Source organism: Micromonospora sp. NPDC049201 (genome assembly GCF_055586805.1).
The window spans coordinates 263108-280381 of record NZ_JBVJHM010000007.1 but is presented as its reverse complement, the minus strand read 5'-3'; the positions used below and the strand labels follow the sequence as shown (position 1 = coordinate 280381).

Below are 17274 nucleotides of genomic sequence, written 5' to 3'. Positions count from 1 at the left end.
GTCAGCGGGGGGAGATGGGTCAGGGGCGGACGGTGGGGACGGGGGGCATCGGCCAGTGCGGGCGGTCGGCGTCGCGGCGGGCGGCCGTTCTGACCGCCGCGAGTCGGCGCTCGACCTCGGCGAACTGGTCCGGGGCGAGCGGGCCCCGGGCCAGCGCGGCGGCGTTCTCCTCCACCTGGGCGACCGTACGGGCGCCGGGGATCGGCACCGCCCGGGCGCTGCGCGCCCAGATCCAGCCGAGCGCGCCCTGGGCCAGGGTGCGGCCGTCGGCGGTGAGCGCGTCCCGGACCGCGGCCACCCGGCGCAGCCACTCCGGGGCCGGCCGGCCGCTGCGGAACCACTCCAGCCAGGTCGTCCCGAGGCCGCGCACGTCGTCGCGGGGCAGCGTGGACTCCGGCGTGTACTTGCCGGTGAGCAGCCCCATCCCGAGCGGCCCCCGGGCCAGGCTGGCCAGGTCGTGCTTGTCGCAGGCGGCCAGCATGGCGGGGGCGTCCCGCAGCACCGACAGCGCGTGCTGCAACGCGGCGGCACCGTGGGCCACCTGGGCGAAGGCGCCGGCCCGGTCGGCCCGGTCGGTGCTCCAGCCGTACGCCCGGATCAGGCCGGCGGCGACCAGCTCGTCCAGCGTGCCGACCAGCGCCTCGGCGCGGGGCAGTGGCAGGTCGCCGAGGTGGAGTTGATAGAGGTCGATCCGGTCGGTGCCCAGCCGGCGCAGCGAGTCGACCACCGCCCGGCGCAGGTACTGCGGCGAGGCGTTCTCGCCGGTGGCCTGCCGGGTGCGCTCGTCGAACGTGTAGCCCCACTTGGTGGCGATCACCGCCTCGTCGCGCCGGCCGGCGAGGGCCCGCCCGAGGACCCGCTCGCCGTGCCCGGCCCCGTACGTGTCGGCGGTGTCGAAGAGCGTCACCCCGAGGTCGAGCGCACGGCGGACGGCCCGGACCGACTCGTCGTCGTCGACGGCCCCCCAGCCCAACGGGCGGGCGCCCTCGGCCCACGGGCCGCCGATCGCCCAGCACCCCATGCCGAGCGCGCTCACCTCGATGCCGCTACGGCCGAGCGGCCGCGTGCTGACTGCCATCGCCGAATCCTGTCACCTTCCCGGCACGGGCGGGCCCGTTCGTCACCGGGTGCGCCGGCATTTCGTCACACTCCGTGACGCCAGCGGGAAAGTGTCGCCGAGTAACCGACATACCGCAGAGTCATAATTATGACTCCTCGTCATATTGCTCCGGAGCAATCGCTCGTCGAGCGCGCCACACCGTCGCGCACGCCACCCCGTCGAGCACCGCACGTCGAAGCGGGCCGGAACGCCGGCACTCGGCGCCCGGCCGCGAACCGCGGGCCCGCAACGGCCGGGAGTCAGCGGGCGTAGGCCAGCAGCACCGGCGCGTCCCGGCCCGGCCACGCGCCGGTGAGCCGGCCCGCCGCCTGCGTGTCGGCCGGGGCGGGCCGGCGGACCAGGGCCAACTCCACCCCGTCGACGCGGATCACCGTGGGATCGCCGTCCACCACCTCGTCGGCCGGGCCGGCCGGCAGCGCGCGGTCGGTGCGGCTGCCCGACACGGTCATGCTCGGGGCCCGCACCTCCCGCTCGCCGTCGACCTCGAAGTGCTCCTCTGCCTGGCCCGCGTCGGCGAGCACCGCGGCGGCCAACGCCGGCGGGTAGACCGGGTCACCGCAGGCGTCGTACACCCAGCGGCGGCCGAGCACCGAGTGCTCGACCACGCCGACCAGGAACCGCTCCGCGCCGGGCAGCGGGGCACCCCGGTAGGTCAGCGGCACCTGGAGCACCGGCCCGTCTCCGGCGCGCACGAGCAGCGTCTCCATGCCGACCTCGCCGGCCGGGTCGTCGAACCGGTAGGCCGCCACCCGGGTCACCGGCCCGTCGGCGCCGCCGGAGAACCAGGGCCGGCCGGGCAGCCACCCGGCGAGCAGCTCCAACTTCGAGGGGCGCAGTTCCGCGCGGTGCAACAGGGCCATGCGCAAGATCGTACTGTCGAGGGGTGACCGTCGGGGTTTGCCGAGCCCGGTGGCGCGGGCACCACCGGGGCCGGGAGGCGCGCATGGAGACGTCGGTGGATCAGGTCGACGAGGCGGCGCGGGTACGCCCGGCGCCCCGCTGGGTGGCGCCCACGTTCGTGGCGCTGGCCGTGCTCACCCTGCCCTGGATCGGCTACCTGGCGTTCACCCTGCCCCGGCACCAGGTCACGGTGCACTACCGGGCCGCCTGGGTCGGCTTCGACCTGGGCCTGGTGGCGCTGCTCGGGCTGACCGCCTGGCACGCGTACCGGGGAAACCGGCAGGTGGTGCTCGCGGCCGCCGCCACCGCGACCATGCTCGCGGTGGACGCCTGGTTCGACGTGACGACCACGCCGCCCGGGCCGGACCTGGTGGTGTCGGTGGTGCTGGCGGTGCTGGTCGAGCTGCCGTTGGCCGGGGTCTGCCTGTGGATCGCGCGGCACGGCGACCGGATGGTGCAGCGTCGGCTGCGTCAGCTCGCGGTCCGCGCGGAACTGGCCGCGGACCGGGCCGCGGCGGCCCAGCGGACCGCCACCGGGGCCCGCCGCCGACTCGCCCGGGTGCGGGGCCGACTGCGCTGAGTCGGGCCGGTGCGGGGCCGGCCGCGCCGAGTCAGGCCGGGCGGGGCCGGCCGCGCCGAGTCAGGCGGGCCACGCCTCGGCGAGCAGGGCGCGGGTGTCGGCGAGCAATTGCGGCAGCACCTTGGTGCGGCCGATGACCGGCATGAAGTTGGCGTCGCCGCCCCAGCGCGGCACCACGTGCTGGTGCAGGTGCGCGGCGATGCCCGCACCGGCCACGCCACCCTGGTTCATGCCCAGGTTGAACCCGTGCGCGCTGGAGGTGCGCCGGACCACCCGCATGGCGTCCTTGGTGAACGCGGCCAGCTCGGTCGTCTCCGGCGCGTCCAGCTCGGTGTAGTCGGCCACGTGCCGGTAGGGGCAGATCAGCAGGTGGCCCGGGTTGTAGGGATAGAGGTTGAGCACCGCGAAGACGTGCTCGCCCCGGGCGACCACCAGGCTCTCCTCCGGCGGCCGGCCCGGGGCCAGGCAGAACGGGCAGCCGGTCGGCTTCTCGTACCCGCCCTCGGGCCGGTCGTCGCCGGAGATGTAGGTCATCCGGTGCGGCGTCCAGAGCCGGTCCAGCCCGTCCGCCAGGCCACTGTCCGTGTGCCGCTCCACCCCTGTCACACCGGCGATCCTACGATCCGCGCCCCACCGCCGCTGAACAGCGCCGCCGCTCAGGCGGCGCTGGGGCCGCTGTTGGTGCGGGACTCCGTCACCTCGCGGACGTGCGCCACCGCCTCGGCCAGCGGCACCCCGTTGCGTTGCGAGCCGTCCCGGTAGCGGAACGAGACCGTGCCGGCGGCCACGTCGTCGTCGCCGGCGATCACCATGAACGGGATCTTCTGCTGCTGCGCGTTGCGGATCTTCTTCTGCATCCGGTCGTCGCCCAGGTCGACCTCGGCCCGGATCCCGTGCCGGCGCAGCGTCGCCGCGAACTCCTCCAGGTAGTCGCCGTGGTCGTCGCGGATCGGGATGCCGACCACCTGCACCGGCGCGAGCCAGGCCGGGAACGCGCCCGCGTAGTGCTCGGTGAGCACGCCGATGAACCGCTCGATCGAGCCGAACTTCGCGCAGTGGATCATCACCGGCTGCTGCCGGGTGCCGTCGGCGGCCTGGTACTCCAGCCCGAAGCCCTTCGGCTGGTTGAAGTCGTACTGGATCGTCGACATCTGCCAGGTCCGGCCGATGGCGTCCTTGGCCTGCACGGAGATCTTCGGGCCGTAGAAGGCCGCGCCGCCCGGGTCGGGCACCAGGTCCAGGCCGGTCTCCCGGGCGCACTCCTCCAGCACGGCGGTGGCGGTGGCCCAGTCGGAGTCGGTGCCGACGAACTTGTCCGGCCGGGTGTCGTCGCGGGTGGACAGCTCCAGGTAGAAGTCGTCGATACCGAAGTCACGCAGCAGGCTGAGCACGAAGCCCAGCAGGTGCTTGATCTCCGCCGGCGCCTGCTCGCGGGTGCAGTAGGAGTGCGAGTCGTCCTGGGTGAAGCCGCGCACCCGGGTCAGCCCGTGGATCACGCCCGACTTCTCGTACCGGTAGACCGACCCGAACTCGAACAGCCGGATCGGGAGCTGCCGGTAGGACCGCCCGCGCGACCGGTAGATCAGGTTGTGCATCGGGCAGTTCATCGCCTTGAGGTAGTAGTCGCTGCCCTCCATCTCCATCGGCGGGAACATCGTGTCCTTGTAGTAGGGCAGGTGTCCCGAGGTGTGGAAGAGACCTTCCTTGGAGATGTGCGGCGTCCCGACGTACTGGAAGCCCTCCTCGATGTGGCGGGTGCGGACGTAGTCCTCCATCACCCGCTTGAGCACGCCACCCTTGGGGTGGAAGACCGGCAGGCCGGAGCCGATCTCGTCGGGGAAGCTGAACAGGTCGAGGTCCGCGCCGAGCTTGCGGTGGTCGCGCCGGGCGGCCTCCTCCAACAGCTTGAGGTACGCCTTCAGCTCGTCCCGGGTCGGCCACGCGGTGCCGTAGACGCGCTGGAGCTGCGGGTTCTTCTCGGAGCCCCGCCAGTACGCGGCGGCGGAGCGCATCAGCTTGAACGCGCCGATCAGCCGGGTGTTCGGCAGGTGCGGGCCCCGGCACAGGTCCGACCAGCAGACCTTCTCCTCGTTCGCGGCGAGGTTGTCGTAGATGGTCAGCTCGCCGCCGCCCACCTCCATCACCTCGGAGGAGTCCAGCCCTTCGCCCTTGACCTCGATCAGCTCCAGCTTGAACGGCTCGGCGGCCAGCTCGGCCCGGGCCTCGTCGAGGCTGGCGAAGCGCCGCCGGCGGAACCGCTGGCCGGACTTGACGATCTCCTGCATCCGCTTCTCGAGCTTCGCCAGGTCGTCCGGCTGGAACGGCTTGTCGACGCCGAAGTCGTAGTAGAAGCCGTTCTCGATCGGCGGGCCGATGCCGAGCTTCGCCTCCGGGAAGACATCCTGCACGGCCTGCGCGAGCACGTGCGCGGTGGAGTGCCGCAGCACCTCCAGGCCGGCCGGGCTGTTCAGCGCCACCGGCTCGACGGTGGTCTCCTCGGCCGGCACCCAGTCCAGATCGCGGAGCTGGCCGCGCGGGTCGCGGACCACCACGACGGCCTTGGGCCCGGTCGTGGGCAGGCCGGCCGCGGCCACCGCGTCGGCCGCCGTGGTCCCGGCGGCGACGACGACGGGGTCGGCCACGGCGGGGGTACGGGGTGCGGACACGGTGACTCCTGTCGTCGACGGTACGGATCTGCCGGGGACCGGCCCCTGCGATGCTATCGGTCACCCGGACCACGCCGACGCCGACGCCGGCCCGCCGGTCACGACTTCCCCGCCGCGTTGAACCTTTCCGTCCTCCCGGCCGAACTACCGGGTGGGGCCGGAGCCGGAACCGGCCCCAGTCGACGAGGATGGGGACGACCATGAGGATGACCCGTCAGGGTCGGTGGGCGGCGTCGCTGCTGGCCGCCGCGCTGGCCGGCGCGGTGAGCTGGCCGGGCCCGGCCGCCGCCGCCGGCGTGACCGTCACGACCTCTCCCGGCGAGGTGCGCCAGGGCGACGCGATCGAGCTGTCGGTGGTGGTGCCCGCCGACCGCCCCGGCACCCGGACCAGCAAGATCGAGCTGACCATGCCGGCGGACGCGCCGATCGGCGAGGTCTACCCGCTGTCCGTGCCGGACTGGGCGCCGACCATCACCACCCGCACCCTGGACCAGCCGGTGGCCGGCATCCATGCCGCCGAGCTGAACCAGGTGACGCACGCGGTGACCTGGCTGCGGGTGCCCGGCGGCGGCACCGGGGCGGTCCGGCTGCCACTGGGCATGGGCCCGATGCCGGCCACCGACCGGCTGACCTTCACCGTGGTGCAGACGTACGCCGACGGCACGGTGGTCCGCTGGGCGGACCCGGCCGGTGGTGCGCACCCGGCGCCGACCGTCGCGTTGCTGCCGCCGTTGTCAGGGGCCGCCCCGCACGGCGGCGACGCCGGTGCGGTCGGTGGCGCCGGTGCGGTCGGTGGCGTGCACGGCGGCCACGGCACGCCGGGCGACCCGGCGCCGGCCGACGTGACCGCCGCGGCGCCGGCGGCCGACGACGGGCCGAGCGCGGACCTGCTGCTCGGCGGTGGCCTGCTCGCCGGCCTGGCCGGCGGCGGGGCGATCGGCTGGCTGCTCAGCCGCCGCCGAAGCGGCACCATGACCCTGTCGCCCGGACCCGACTCCCCCACCGCCGAGGCACCCCCGGCCGGCACCGCGCACCGGAGCGCGACGGGCAACGGCGACGGCGACGGCGACGGCGACGGCGACGGCGACGGCGTGACCATGGTCGAGCCCGTCCCGGTCGGCGGCGCGCGCCCGCCCGCGTGAACGCGCGGGCGTGTCGGGACGGCACTTCGTCGGCGTGTCGCGCCGCGGGGATAGTGAGTCCGCCAAGCGATATACCTCAGCGTCATAATTATGACGCTGAGGTATATCGCTTCGTCGCACCACGCCCCTCCGGCACGTCACTGACGGTGATGGTGGGGCTGGCGGCAGCCGCCGGCGGCACCACCCGCGGGCGGCACAGCGGACGCGACGGGCACGGGCGGCACAGCGGGTGCGAGGAGCCCGCCGGCGACGGCCGCCGGGCCCAGCCGGGACGACGTCGTGACGGGCGCGGATCGGCGCCGGGCACGCCCCGCCGGAGCGCCGACGGGGCGGGGTCAGGCCGGGGCGGTGAGCCAGCCGGGCAGGGGCTCGCGCGCCGTCAGCCAGCCCTCCGGGACGCCGCCGGGCGTGCCGACCCCGGCGTACGCGGCGACGACGCCGCCGACGATCGCGGCCGTGGTGTCCACGTCGCCACCCGCCTCCACACAGGCGCGGATCGCGGCCGGGTAGTCGGCCAGCAGCGTGGCGGCGACCCAGAGCGTGAAGGGGACGGTGTCCTGCGCGGTGACCCGCGAGCCGTTGCCCACCGCGTCGACCACGTCGGCGGCCGGGCGACCGAGCAGCGCGGCGGCCCGGCGGACGCCCCGGTGCACCTCCCCGGCCGGGTCGAGCGCGCCGGCCACGGCGTTGAGCAGGCGGGCCGGTTCGGGCCGGTCGCCGTCGAGGCGGGCCCGGGCGGCCAACGAGGCGGCCACCGCCACGGCCACCGCGCCGGCGATCCCCTCCGGGTGCGCGTGGGTCACCTCGGCGCAGGCCCGGGCCTGGTCGGCGGCGCGCCGGGTGGAGTCGGCGTGCCAGGCGCCGAGCGGGGCCACCCGCATGGCCGCGCCGTTGCCGCAGGAACCCTGCCCGTCGAACGCCGACGCGGCGGCCACCGGCCACGGCGTGCCGGTGCGGATCAGCCGCAGGACGGTCACCGCGCCCGGGCCGTAACCCCGGTACGGCTCGCAGCGCTCGGCGAACGCCAGCGCCAGCCGGTCCCGGTCGATCCGCCCGGCGGAGGCCAGCTCGGCCACCACGGAACAGGCCATCTCGGTGTCGTCGGTCCACTCCCACGGCGGGGCGGGGAGCCGGCCCTCGGCGAGGTCGGCCGGGTGCCGGCCGGGCACGAAGAACTGGGAGCCGAGCGCGTCGCCCACCGATAGGCCGGCCAGCGCGTCGCGGGCGAGCGTGAGGCGGGCGTCGGGGAAGAGGGTGAACGTCATCGCCGTTCCAGCTTGCCCGGTTCCCCGGCCTGCCGCAACGCGACCGACTTGCCACGCCGAGTACGGTGCTGACGTGGCAACCGTCCTGCTGGTCGAAGACGACCACGTCGTCCGCGGCGCGATGCTGCGGTCGCTGACCGACCGGGGCCACGCGGTGCACGCGGTCGGCACGGCGCTGGACGCGTTGCGCCGGGTCGCCGCGGAGACGCCCGACCTGGTGGTGCTCGACCTGGGCCTGCCGGATCTGGACGGTTCGGACGCGCTGCGGATGCTGCGCGGCATCACGGACGTGCCGATCATCATCGCCACCGCCCGCGACGACGAGCAGTCGGTGGTCCGGTTGCTGCGGGCCGGCGCGGACGACTACATGGTCAAGCCGTTCACCGGCGCGCACCTGGACGCCCGGATCACCACCGTGCTGCGCCGGGCCGGTCGGGCCAGCCGTACCGTGCAACCGGCCGTGCACACGGTCGGCGGCCTGCGGGTGGACGTGGGCGAGCGCAGCGCGGTACTGGACGGGGAGGCGCTGGCGCTGACCCGCAAGGAATTCGACCTGCTGGCGTATCTCGCCGCGCGTCCCGGCCGGGTAGTGTCCCGGCGGGAACTCTTGGAGGAGGTATGGCGGCAGCCATCGGTCGGCGAGGACCAGACCATCGACGTTCACCTGTACTGGCTCCGCCGCAAAATGGGCGAGTCCGCGGCGAAGCCGCGCTACCTGCGCACCGTGCGGGGGGTCGGCTTCCGGCTGGTGGCACCGGACTGAGGACGGCGCTGGCCTGGCTCACCGCCGGCATGTGCAGCCTGGTCGCGCTCGCCTTCCTCGTCCCGCTCGGGATCACCCTGTCGGACCAGTCCCGCGAGGAGAAGCTGGCCGACGCCGCCCGGCGCGGTGCCCTGGTCACCGGCGCGCTGGCGGTCAGCACCGACCCGGAGGTGGTCCGGCGGGCGGTGGCGGCCAGCGGTGACGACCCGGCGCTGCGGCCGGTCGTGCACGGCGTCGGCGCCGACGAGTCCGCCGGCCGTGCCGACTCCGCCGCGCTGGCCGACGCCGCCGCGCAGCGGCGCTCGGTGGTGACCGAGGTGGACGGTGGCGTGCTGCGGCTGGACCCGGTGGTGCTCGGGGACCGGGTGGCCGTGGTGGAGGTCTTCGTCCCCGACGAGGTGCTCGACGCGGGCAGCGGTGGGCGGTGGCTGCTGCTGCTCGCGGTGGCGCTGGCGCTGGTCGGCGCCGCGGTGATCGTGGTCGACCGGGTGGCGGCCCGGGCCGTGGACGCCACCGGCGACCTGGTCAAGGCGGCGCTCGCGGTGGGCGACGGCGAGCTAGGCGTACGGGTCGAGCCGGCCGGGCCCCGGGAGCTGGCCGAGGCGGGGCACGCGTTCAACCGGATGGCGGAACGGCTGGTGGCGCTCCGCGCCGACGAGCACGAACTCGTCGCCGACCTGTCGCACCGGCTGCGTACCCCGCTGACCGCGCTGCGGCTGGACGCGGAGGCCCTGGAGTCCGACGACACCAGCATCGGCACGTTCAGCGAGGCGGAGCTGGACCGGCGACGTGGCATCCGGCGCATCCGGCAGGCCATCGTCACGCTGGAGGGCGAGGTCGACCAGCTCATCAAGACGACCCGCAAGGCGGTCAGCCAGGAGACCGCCCCGGCGTCCTGCGACGTCAGCGAGGTGGTGCGGGACCGGATGGTCTTCTGGTCGGCGCTGGCCGGCGACCAGAACCGGCCGCACCGGGTGGTCGGGGCGCAACTGCGCATCCCCGCGCCGGTGCCCCGGGCCGAGCTGGCCGCCGCGCTCGACGCGGTGATCGGCAACGTGTTCCGCTACACGCCGCAGGGCACCGCGTTCGAGGTGGCGGTGAGCCGCCGGGACGGCTGGGTGGCGATCCGGATCGACGACGCCGGGCCGGGCATCGCCAACCCGGACCGGGCACTGCGCCGGGGCGAGAGCGACAAGGGCTCCACCGGGCTCGGGCTGGACATCGCCAAGCGGGTCGCGTTGCAGGCCAACGGCTCGGTGAGCATCGACCGGGCCCGGCTCGGCGGGGCCAGCGTGGTGATGTTGCTGGCCGATCCGGACGCGGCGCCCCGGCAGGTCAACCGGTTCGGGCTGGTGGGTCGGATGACCCGGGAGGCCCGGGAGCCACGCGCCGGACGGCGCTGGCCACGCCCGCGCTGACCCCTGCTTGTGGGCCGGCGCAAGTTCTCCTTAGGACTGGTTTAACGACCGCCCCGACACCGCCGCGAAATGCCAGGATCTCTGACAGAACCCATCAGTTCCGTCGGCCGGGACGCCCCGTAACACCTTCCGGCCGGCGGATCCGTGCGCGCGGCGGGAGTCCGGTCCCCCCACACCTCGCTCCCGTCGCGCGCCGCTCTCCGTCCGGTCGGTCAGCGCGCCGCGCCCGCCGCGTACGCGTCGATCTCGGCCTTGATCCGGGCCGCCTCGGCCGGTGCCAGGAACGCGGCGTCCACCGCGGCGCGGGCCAGCGCGGCCACCCCGTGCGCGTCGAGTTTCAGCAGCCGGGCGGCGACCGCGTACTCCTCGTCGAGCGTGGTGCCGAACATCGGCGGGTCGTCGGAGTTGATGCTGACCGGCACGCCGGCCTCGACGAGCTGCGGCAGCGGGTGCTCGTCCAGGCTGGCCACCGCTCGGGTGCGGACGTTCGAGGTGGGGCAGACCTCCAGCGGGATCCGGCGCTCTGCCAGGTGGGCCAGCAGCGCCGGGTCGAGCACGGCGGAGATGCCGTGGCCGATCCGCTCGGCGCCCAGCTCGCGTAGCGCGTCCCAGATGGTCTCCGGCCCGGTGGTCTCACCGGCGTGCGGCACCGACCGGAGCCCGGCCGCGCGGGCCTGGTCGAACCAGGGCTTGAACTGCGGCCGGGGCACGCCGATCTCGGGGCCGCCGAGACCGAAGCTGATCAGCCCGTCCGGCCGCTCGTCCAGCGCGATGCGCAGCGTCTGCTCGGCGGCCGGCAGCCCGGCCTCGCCGGGGATGTCGAAGCACCAGCGCAGCGCGATGCCGAAGTCGGCCTCGGCGCGCTTGCGGGCGTCCTCGATCGCCTCGCAGAACGCCGGCGCGGGGATGCCCCGGTGCACGTGCGAGTACGGGGTGACGGTCAGCTCGGCGTAGCGGACCTGCTGGCGGGCCAGCTCGCGGGCCACCTCGTGGGTGAGCAGCCAGACGTCGTCGGCGTCCCGGATCAGGTCCACCACGCTCAGGTAGATGTCGATGAAGTGGGCGAAGTCGCGGAACGCGAAGTAGTCGGCGAGCGCCTCCGGGTCGGCCGGTACGGGGCTGCGCCCCTCGTGCCGGGCGGCCAGTTCGGCGACGATCCGGGGCGAGGCGGAGCCGACGTGGTGCACGTGCAGCTCCACCTTGGGCAGGCCGGCGATGAAGGTGGACAGATCGGTCACGGGTTCTCCTCTGCGCGGGCGCCGGTGCGGGCCACCACGAAGATCCGGCGGAATGGGAAACACACCTGACCCTGCCGCACCGGGTACGCCTCGGCGAGGCGGGCCCCCAGCTCGACCCGGAAGTCGGCCCAGCCGGCGGCGTCCAACACGGCCCGGACGGGGCGCAGCGCGGTGCCCTCCATCCAGGTCAGCACCGGGTGGTCCGCGCCGGCGACCGGGAGCAGGTGCACGTAGGTAGTCTCCCAGGCGTCCACCGCGCAGCCCGCCCCGGTCAGCAGCGTGGCGTAGTCGACGGGTTCACCGACCGGCGCCTCGCGCAGCAGCCCGGCGAGCGGCTGGCGCCACCGGTCCCGGCCGGCGACCTCGCGCAGCGCGCGGTGCGACGGCGCCGGGAAGTTGCCGGGGACCTGGAACGCCAGCCAGGCGTCCGGCGGCAGCTCGACGGCCCAGCGGTTGAGCAGCTCGCGGTGGCCAGGCACCCACTGGAGCACCGCGTTGGCCACCAGCACGTCGACGTCCGGCGCCGGCCGCCAGTCGCGGGCGTCGCCGACGGCGAACGTGACCGGCGCGGCCAGGGCGGCGGCCCGGGTGATCATCTCGGGCGAGGAGTCGAGGCCGGTGATCCGGCTGCCGGGCCAGCGCTCGGCGAGCCCGGCGGTGAGCGTGCCGGGCCCGCAGCCGAGGTCGACCACCGCGCGCGGGCGCTCGGCGCCGACGCGGGCCAGCAGGTCGTGGAAGGGCCGGGAGCGTTCGTCGGAGTAGCGCAGGTAGGTGCTCGGGTCCCACATGACAAGCCTCCAAACCGTACGTACGTCTTGTTAAAGACCGTACGGCCCGGCGAGCGCCACGGCAACCCGCTCACTAGGCTCGACCGGATGGAACAGCGCAACTTCGACCGGCTCGGCCGGCACGTGGGCATCATCGGACTCGGCGCCTGGCAGCTCGGCGCCGACTGGGGCGAGGTCAGTGAGGACACGGCGCTCGACCTGCTGGCCGCCGCCGTCGACGCCGGCGTCACCTTCCTGGACACCGCCGACGTGTACGGCGACGGCCGCAGCGAACAGCTCATCGCGCGGTTCCTGCGGGCCCACCCGGGCCACGGGCTGACCGTGGCCACCAAGATGGGCCGGCGGGTGCCGCAGACGCCGGAGGCGTACACGCTCGACAACTTCCGGGCCTGGACCGACCGGTCCCGGGCCAACCTCGGCGTCGACACGCTCGACCTGGTGCAACTGCACTGCCCGCCCACCGCCGTCTTCGCCGACGACCGCGTCTTCGACGCCCTGGACACGCTGGTCGCCGAGAAGCGCATCGCCGGGTACGGCGTCAGCGTGGAGACCTGCGACCAGGCACTCACCGCCATCGCCCGGCCCGGCGTGGCCAGCGTGCAGATCATCCTCAACGCGGTCCGGCACAAGCCGCTGGAGCGGGTGCTGCCGGCCGCCGCCGCGGCCGGGGTGGGCGTCATCGCCCGGGTCCCGCTCGCCAGTGGCCTGCTCTCCGGCCGCTACGACGAGCACACCACGTTCCCGGCGGACGACCACCGCACCTACAACCGGCACGGCGAGTCGTTCGACGTCGGCGAGACGTTCTCCGGCGTCGACTACGACCTCGGCCTGGCCGCGGTACGCCGGCTCGCGCCACTTGTCGGCGACGACCGCACCATGGCGCAGTTCGCGCTGCGCTGGATCCTCGACCAGCCCGGCGTGACCGTGGTGATCCCCGGCGCCCGCTCCGCCGAGCAGGCCCGGCGCAACGCCGAGGCGGCCGGCCAGCCGCCGCTGACCGAGGTGGAGCTGGCCTCCGTGCGGGCCACCTACGACGAGCTGATCCGGCCGCAGGTGCACGACCGGTGGTGACCGCACCGGCCCGGCCCGTCGGCGCGGCGTCGCCCACGACCGGCGTCGGCGGGCATGCTGGGGTGGGGCGGACGTCGTCGGAGGGGGCGCGATGAGGGGTTGGTTCCGGCTCACCATGGGCCTGCTGGCGGTGGTGATCGGCGCGCTCTGGACCGTGCTGGGCCTCGGCTACGTCGAGGGCAGCGTGCTGACCGACCGGCGGATCTGGGCACTGGTCGGCCCGGTGGTCGTCCTGGTCGGGTTCGTGGCGCTCTGGCTCGGCATGCGGGCCCGGCGCCGCTGAGGCGCACCGGCGCGCCTGCCGGGCGGGACACGGAGAAGCCCCGCCTCCCGTACGGGATGCGGGGCTTCGTGCACCGGCCGGCGCGGCCGGCGCGGTGTCAGCTCAGATGGGGCGGACCTGCTCGGCCTGCGGACCCTTCTGACCCTGGGCGATCTCGAACTCCACCCGCTGGTTCTCCTCCAGCGTGCGGTAGCCGCTGGACTGGATGGCCGAGAAGTGGACGAACACGTCTGCACCCCCGCCGTCGACGGTGATGAAGCCGAAGCCCTTGTCAGCGTTGAACCACTTCACGGTTCCCTGCGCCATGTGCAACTCCTTCTAAAACTGGCGGCCGAGCACGCCGTGCGGCCGATTGGCCGTTTTCGAGCAGCGGCGCCTGAGGCGGCCCCATGCAGGGAACGTCCCTCAACCCACGCGTCTCGCAACAGCGTGAGACAGCAAACCACGTACGCAAAAACTTCGCACAGCCTACCGGACGAAGTTCTCCGACATGTGACCTGAAAGTTGTCCGGAGATCGACGGATGGCCGGGGTCCGGAAACGCGAAGGGCCCCTCTCCCACGCCATGGGAAAGGGGCCTTCGATCGAGCTGGTTCAGTCCGGCCAGTGCCCGGTCAGCCGGCGTACGCCGACCGCGCCGCCCCGGTCCACGGCGGCGCGCACCGCCGAGAAGATCGCGCCCTGGAGCGCCGCGGCGGCCAGGACCTCGCCCCACCCGCGGTCCTCGTCGGTGGCGCTCGGCGCGTCGCCGTCGCCCGCCGTCAGCTTCCAGACCTGCCGGAAGATCATCCCGGCGACCGTGCCGGCGGCCAGGCCGAGCAGCACCCCCACCGGCTTGTAGGCCGCCTTGCCGATCCTGCCGCTCACCTGCGCCTCCCTCGGACCACCAACAGCACCACCACGGTCACCACCGCGCCGGCCGCGACGACCGCCCACGGCAACGGGTTGCGCCCGACCGCCTCACCCGACTCGTACGCCTGCGCCCGCACCTGCCGGGCCCGCTCCGTGGCCCGCGTGCGCACCCGGGCGACGGTCAGCGACGCCTCCTGGCGCACCTTCGCCTTGGCCTGCTCGGCGGAGTGCCGCACCAGCGCCTTCGGGTCGGCCCGGGCCGCCAACAGCTCCACCGTCTCACCGAGTTCCACCCGGGTCCGGCGGATCTCCTCCCGGAGCGCCGCCACGTCCGGGGTCCCGTTCCCGTTCTCTTTCTCGTTCCCGTTGCCGGTCACGCCCGCCTCCCGTCCTTCACCGCGGCGGTGACCGTGTCGACGTCCGCCCGGACACTGCGGACCGTCGCCTCCGGCACCGGCGGGACGGCACGGCTGACCTGCTTCTTGCCCACCAGCGCCAGGATCCCGGCGAGCAGGAACAGCACCACCGCCACGATCAGGGCGGCCAGCCACGCCGGCATGACCAGTGCCAGCAGCAGGATCACGGTGGCGACCAGCGCGCCGGCGCCGTAGAGGGCCATCACCCCGCCGCCGCCGAACAGACCGATCCCGATCCCGGCGTGCTTGCCCTTCTGGGTCAGCTCCGCCCGGGCCAGCGTCAACTCGTCCCGTACCAGACGGGTGACCTGTTCGGTGGCCCGCTGCACCAGTTCCGCGGTGGACGGCTCGTGCCCGGTCCGGGACGTACTGTGACTCGCGACGTCAGCCATGCTGTCCTCCTTTCTTCATCACCGCGCTGTATGCCCGGAGTCGCCGCCCGTCAATCCTGCGCGGGGCGGCCGGTCGGCCCGGCCGCGCGCCACCGGCGCCCGGCGTCAACCAGCCGGAATCCGGGGCGTGCGCAGCAGGTCCCCGGAACTCGGCCGGGCAAACCCGTCCGGCCCGGCCCGCTACGAACCCCGGACGCCCGGCCCAGGCTCGGCACGCACGGAGAGCCCCGGCGCCACGCGTGCGGCCGAGGGCTCCGATCGGGGTACGACGGCTCAGCGGCGGGCCTCGGCGTGGTCCTCGCGGCCCACGAACACCTCGCTGCGGGCGTCCCCGTCGTCGCTGCCGCCGAAGACCCGCGCGTCGTCGTGCGCCTCGGTGTCGGCCGGCCGGCGGGCCGCCCGGCGCGGCTGCACCGCCTGCCAGGGCAGCGGGCCGGTCGCGTCGCCCACCTCGGCACGCAGCCGGGGCAGGGCGGTCGGGCGGTGGTCGCGGACCCAGGTCACCAGGTGCTCGCGGACCAGACAGCGCAGGTCCCAGAGGCTGCCGGCGTCGGCGGCGCTGACCAGCGCGCGGACCTTGACCATCCCACCGGTCGCGTCGGTCACCTGGAGCACGCAGACCCGGCCGTCCCACAGCTCGGTGCCCTCGCAGAGCCGACGCAGCTCCTCCCGCATGGCCTGCACGGGGATGGCCCAGTCGAGGTCGAACTCGGCGGTGCCGAGCACCGCCGCCTCGGTGCGGGTCCAGTTCTGGAACGGCTTGCTGGTGAAGTACGAGGTGGGCAGGATCAACCGGCGGTCGTCCCAGATCTGCACCACCACGTAGCTGAGCGTCAGCTCCTCGATCCGGCCCCACTCCCCCTCGACCACCACCACGTCGTCGAGGCGTACCGCGTCGCTGAAGGCGAGCTGGAGGCCGGCGAAGACGTTGCCGAGCAGGCTCTGCGCGGCGAGCGCGGCGACGACACCGACCACACCGGCGGAGGTGAGCACGCCGGCGCCGACGCCGCGTACGGCCGGGAACGTCATCAGCATCACGCCGACGGCGAGGATCACGATCACCGCGATGGTCAGCCGGCGCAGCAGCACCACCTGGGTCCGTACCCGGCGGGCGTGCCGGTTGTTCGGCACGTCCACCCGGAACCGGGCCAACGCGGTGTCCTCCGCCACCACCAGCAGCGAGGCCACCAGCCAGGCCGCCGCGGCGATCATCGCCAGCACCAGCGTGTGCAGGACGAACTGCCGCCACGGGCTGCCCACCGCGTAGAGCGTGGTGAACCGCACCGCGAGTTGGACGCCGACCACGGTGGCGGCGGCCTGGAACGCGCGGTGCGAGTGCTCGGTCAGCTCGGTCATCAGCAGCGAGCGGCGACCCAGCCGGCGGGTGAGCCGGTGCACCACCTCGACCAGCACCAACGCGACCGCCGCCGCGGCGAGCGCGGCGGCGACCGTCACCAGATAGCTCTGCACGACATTCTCTCCCTCCGGCCCGCGCGGATTCGGGCACAAAGGCCCCATGGTGCCCCGCGGTCCGGATATCGACCAGGCTCAGACCTTGCGATACCGGGACTGGAAGAAGCAGTAGACACCGAACGCGGCGATGCCGAGCGCCATCAGCGCCAGCAACCACGGCCCGTACGCCTGGTCGCGCAGCGTCCGCAGGGCGGCGTCCAGGCCGCGCGCCTTCTCCGGGTCGTACTTGACGGCGGCGACCACGATCAGCAGGCCGGCGATGGCGAAGACGGCGCCCCGGGCGGCGTACCCGGCCATGCCGAGGCGGCGGGTGAGCTGGCGGGTCTTCGGGCTCATCTCACCGGTCTTCAGGTTGCGCTCGAACTTCTTCTTCAGGCCGTAGATCACCATGCCGATACCGACCGCGGCGAGCACCACACCGGCGAGGCCGACCAGCCACCGGCCGCCGTCGGAGGCCATCAGCTTCTCGGTGAGCTGCTGCTGCTGGTCCGAGGAGTTGGAGCTGGCGTCCTGGACGACCTTGATCGCGGTCCAGCCCAGCCAGACGAAGATGATCACCCGGACGACCGAGGCGATCCGCTCGAAGGTGCGCTCCTTGCCGGTCCTGGACTGGTGACCGACAAGCGCCTCGGAGGCCTGCCAGATGGCCATGGCGAAGAGGCCGACGGCGATCACCACCAGCACGAACTTGCCGAGCGGCTGCTCGCCGAGCGTGCGCAGCGCGCCGTTCTGGTTGCCCTCCTCCCCGGAATTCCCGAAGGCGATCTGCACCGCCAGCCAGGCGAACAGGAGGTGGACGATTCCGTAGCCGATGAAACCGGCGCGAGTCAGCAGTTCGAGCCACCGGCTGTTCTTGGCCTGGGCGGCGGTGGCTCCGGCGTTCCGGGAGAGAGACATGGGCCCTCAAT

General features: G+C 74.2%; 19 protein-coding genes. 6 read left to right on the top strand and 13 right to left on the bottom strand.

What is annotated here, in order from left to right:
- Positions 1–19: 19 nt before the first annotated feature.
- Both ACZ6O5_RS17365 and ACZ6O5_RS17360 read right to left on the bottom strand, forming a co-directional pair.
- Positions 20–1078, bottom strand: a complete 1059-nt coding sequence (locus tag ACZ6O5_RS17365; RefSeq protein ID WP_465978259.1) for an aldo/keto reductase — start codon at positions 1076–1078, stop codon at positions 20–22.
- A 281-nt stretch (positions 1079–1359) separates the two neighbouring features.
- The gene (locus ACZ6O5_RS17360) at positions 1360–1980 is read right to left on the bottom strand and encodes a CG0192-related protein (RefSeq protein WP_465978257.1); all 621 of its coding nucleotides are present in this window, start codon (positions 1978–1980) and stop codon (positions 1360–1362) included.
- Between the two features lie 83 nt (positions 1981–2063).
- Between ACZ6O5_RS17360 and ACZ6O5_RS17355 the strand changes: the two genes are divergently transcribed.
- Positions 2064–2600, top strand: a complete 537-nt coding sequence (locus ACZ6O5_RS17355) for a hypothetical protein (protein ID WP_281939584.1) — start codon at positions 2064–2066, stop codon at positions 2598–2600.
- A 60-nt stretch (positions 2601–2660) separates the two neighbouring features.
- Here the strand turns inward: ACZ6O5_RS17355 and ACZ6O5_RS17350 are convergent, their stop codons facing one another.
- Positions 2661–3206 (bottom strand): HIT family protein, encoded by a 546-nt coding sequence (locus ACZ6O5_RS17350; RefSeq protein WP_281939582.1) that lies wholly within the window; start codon positions 3204–3206, stop codon positions 2661–2663.
- Between the two features lie 50 nt (positions 3207–3256).
- Entirely contained in the window at positions 3257–5266 is a 2010-nt protein-coding gene (thrS, locus tag ACZ6O5_RS17345) for a threonine--tRNA ligase (RefSeq protein WP_465978255.1), read from the bottom strand.
- 200 nt (positions 5267–5466) lie between these two features.
- Here thrS and ACZ6O5_RS17340 point away from each other — a divergent pair, with 200 nt between their 5' ends.
- Positions 5467–6408, top strand: a complete 942-nt coding sequence (locus ACZ6O5_RS17340; protein WP_465978253.1) for a DUF1775 domain-containing protein — start codon at positions 5467–5469, stop codon at positions 6406–6408.
- Positions 6409–6743: 335 nt separating this feature from the next.
- Here ACZ6O5_RS17340 and ACZ6O5_RS17335 read toward each other — a convergent pair whose 3' ends face one another.
- Positions 6744–7673 (bottom strand): ADP-ribosylglycohydrolase family protein, encoded by a 930-nt coding sequence (locus ACZ6O5_RS17335; RefSeq protein WP_465978251.1) that lies wholly within the window; start codon positions 7671–7673, stop codon positions 6744–6746.
- Between the two features lie 73 nt (positions 7674–7746).
- Here ACZ6O5_RS17335 and ACZ6O5_RS17330 point away from each other — a divergent pair, with 73 nt between their 5' ends.
- The gene (locus tag ACZ6O5_RS17330) at positions 7747–8436 is read left to right on the top strand and encodes a response regulator transcription factor (protein WP_107160748.1); all 690 of its coding nucleotides are present in this window, start codon (positions 7747–7749) and stop codon (positions 8434–8436) included.
- Between the two features lie 29 nt (positions 8437–8465).
- Entirely contained in the window at positions 8466–9854 is a 1389-nt protein-coding gene (locus ACZ6O5_RS17325; protein ID WP_199199906.1) for a HAMP domain-containing sensor histidine kinase, read from the top strand.
- A 212-nt stretch (positions 9855–10066) separates the two neighbouring features.
- Here the strand turns inward: ACZ6O5_RS17325 and ACZ6O5_RS17320 are convergent, their stop codons facing one another.
- Together ACZ6O5_RS17320 and ACZ6O5_RS17315 are read right to left on the bottom strand one after the other, a co-directional pair.
- Positions 10067–11092: an adenosine deaminase gene (locus ACZ6O5_RS17320; RefSeq protein ID WP_465978249.1), complete on the bottom strand. Its 1026-nt coding sequence runs from the start codon at positions 11090–11092 to the stop codon at positions 10067–10069.
- Entirely contained in the window at positions 11089–11880 is a 792-nt protein-coding gene (locus ACZ6O5_RS17315) for a trans-aconitate 2-methyltransferase (protein WP_465978247.1), read from the bottom strand. The genes ACZ6O5_RS17320 and ACZ6O5_RS17315 overlap by 4 nt, the downstream gene beginning before the upstream one ends.
- Before the next feature lie 87 nt (positions 11881–11967).
- On the opposite strand from ACZ6O5_RS17315, the gene ACZ6O5_RS17310 reads away from it, so the two are divergent.
- Both ACZ6O5_RS17310 and ACZ6O5_RS17305 read left to right on the top strand, forming a co-directional pair.
- A complete protein-coding gene (locus ACZ6O5_RS17310) occupies positions 11968–12951 on the top strand; it encodes an aldo/keto reductase (RefSeq protein WP_465978245.1) in 984 nt (327 codons plus the stop codon).
- Positions 12952–13042: 91 nt separating this feature from the next.
- Positions 13043–13234 carry a hypothetical protein gene (locus ACZ6O5_RS17305; RefSeq protein WP_281939568.1) on the top strand — a complete coding sequence of 64 codons (192 nt, stop codon included), beginning with the start codon at positions 13043–13045 and terminating at the stop codon, positions 13232–13234.
- A 102-nt stretch (positions 13235–13336) separates the two neighbouring features.
- On the opposite strand, the gene ACZ6O5_RS17300 is transcribed toward ACZ6O5_RS17305, so the two are convergent.
- From ACZ6O5_RS17300 to ACZ6O5_RS17275, 6 genes are all read right to left on the bottom strand, one after another.
- Positions 13337–13540: a cold-shock protein gene (locus tag ACZ6O5_RS17300; protein ID WP_091424054.1), complete on the bottom strand. Its 204-nt coding sequence runs from the start codon at positions 13538–13540 to the stop codon at positions 13337–13339.
- A gap of 287 nt (positions 13541–13827) precedes the next feature.
- On the bottom strand, positions 13828–14100 hold the full coding sequence (locus tag ACZ6O5_RS17295; protein WP_107160738.1) for a DUF4235 domain-containing protein: 273 nt from the start codon (positions 14098–14100) through the stop codon (positions 13828–13830).
- Positions 14097–14462, bottom strand: coding sequence for a DUF3618 domain-containing protein (locus tag ACZ6O5_RS17290; RefSeq protein ID WP_465978243.1), 366 nt, complete (start codon positions 14460–14462; stop codon positions 14097–14099). The genes ACZ6O5_RS17295 and ACZ6O5_RS17290 overlap by 4 nt, the downstream gene beginning before the upstream one ends.
- The gene (locus tag ACZ6O5_RS17285) at positions 14459–14893 is read right to left on the bottom strand and encodes a phage holin family protein (protein ID WP_107160733.1); all 435 of its coding nucleotides are present in this window, start codon (positions 14891–14893) and stop codon (positions 14459–14461) included. The genes ACZ6O5_RS17290 and ACZ6O5_RS17285 overlap by 4 nt, the downstream gene beginning before the upstream one ends.
- A gap of 273 nt (positions 14894–15166) precedes the next feature.
- The gene (locus tag ACZ6O5_RS17280) at positions 15167–16363 is read right to left on the bottom strand and encodes a mechanosensitive ion channel family protein (protein WP_465978241.1); all 1197 of its coding nucleotides are present in this window, start codon (positions 16361–16363) and stop codon (positions 15167–15169) included.
- Between the two features lie 78 nt (positions 16364–16441).
- Positions 16442–17263, bottom strand: coding sequence for a DUF1206 domain-containing protein (locus ACZ6O5_RS17275; RefSeq protein WP_465978239.1), 822 nt, complete (start codon positions 17261–17263; stop codon positions 16442–16444).
- Between the last annotated feature and the right edge of the window lie 11 nt (positions 17264–17274).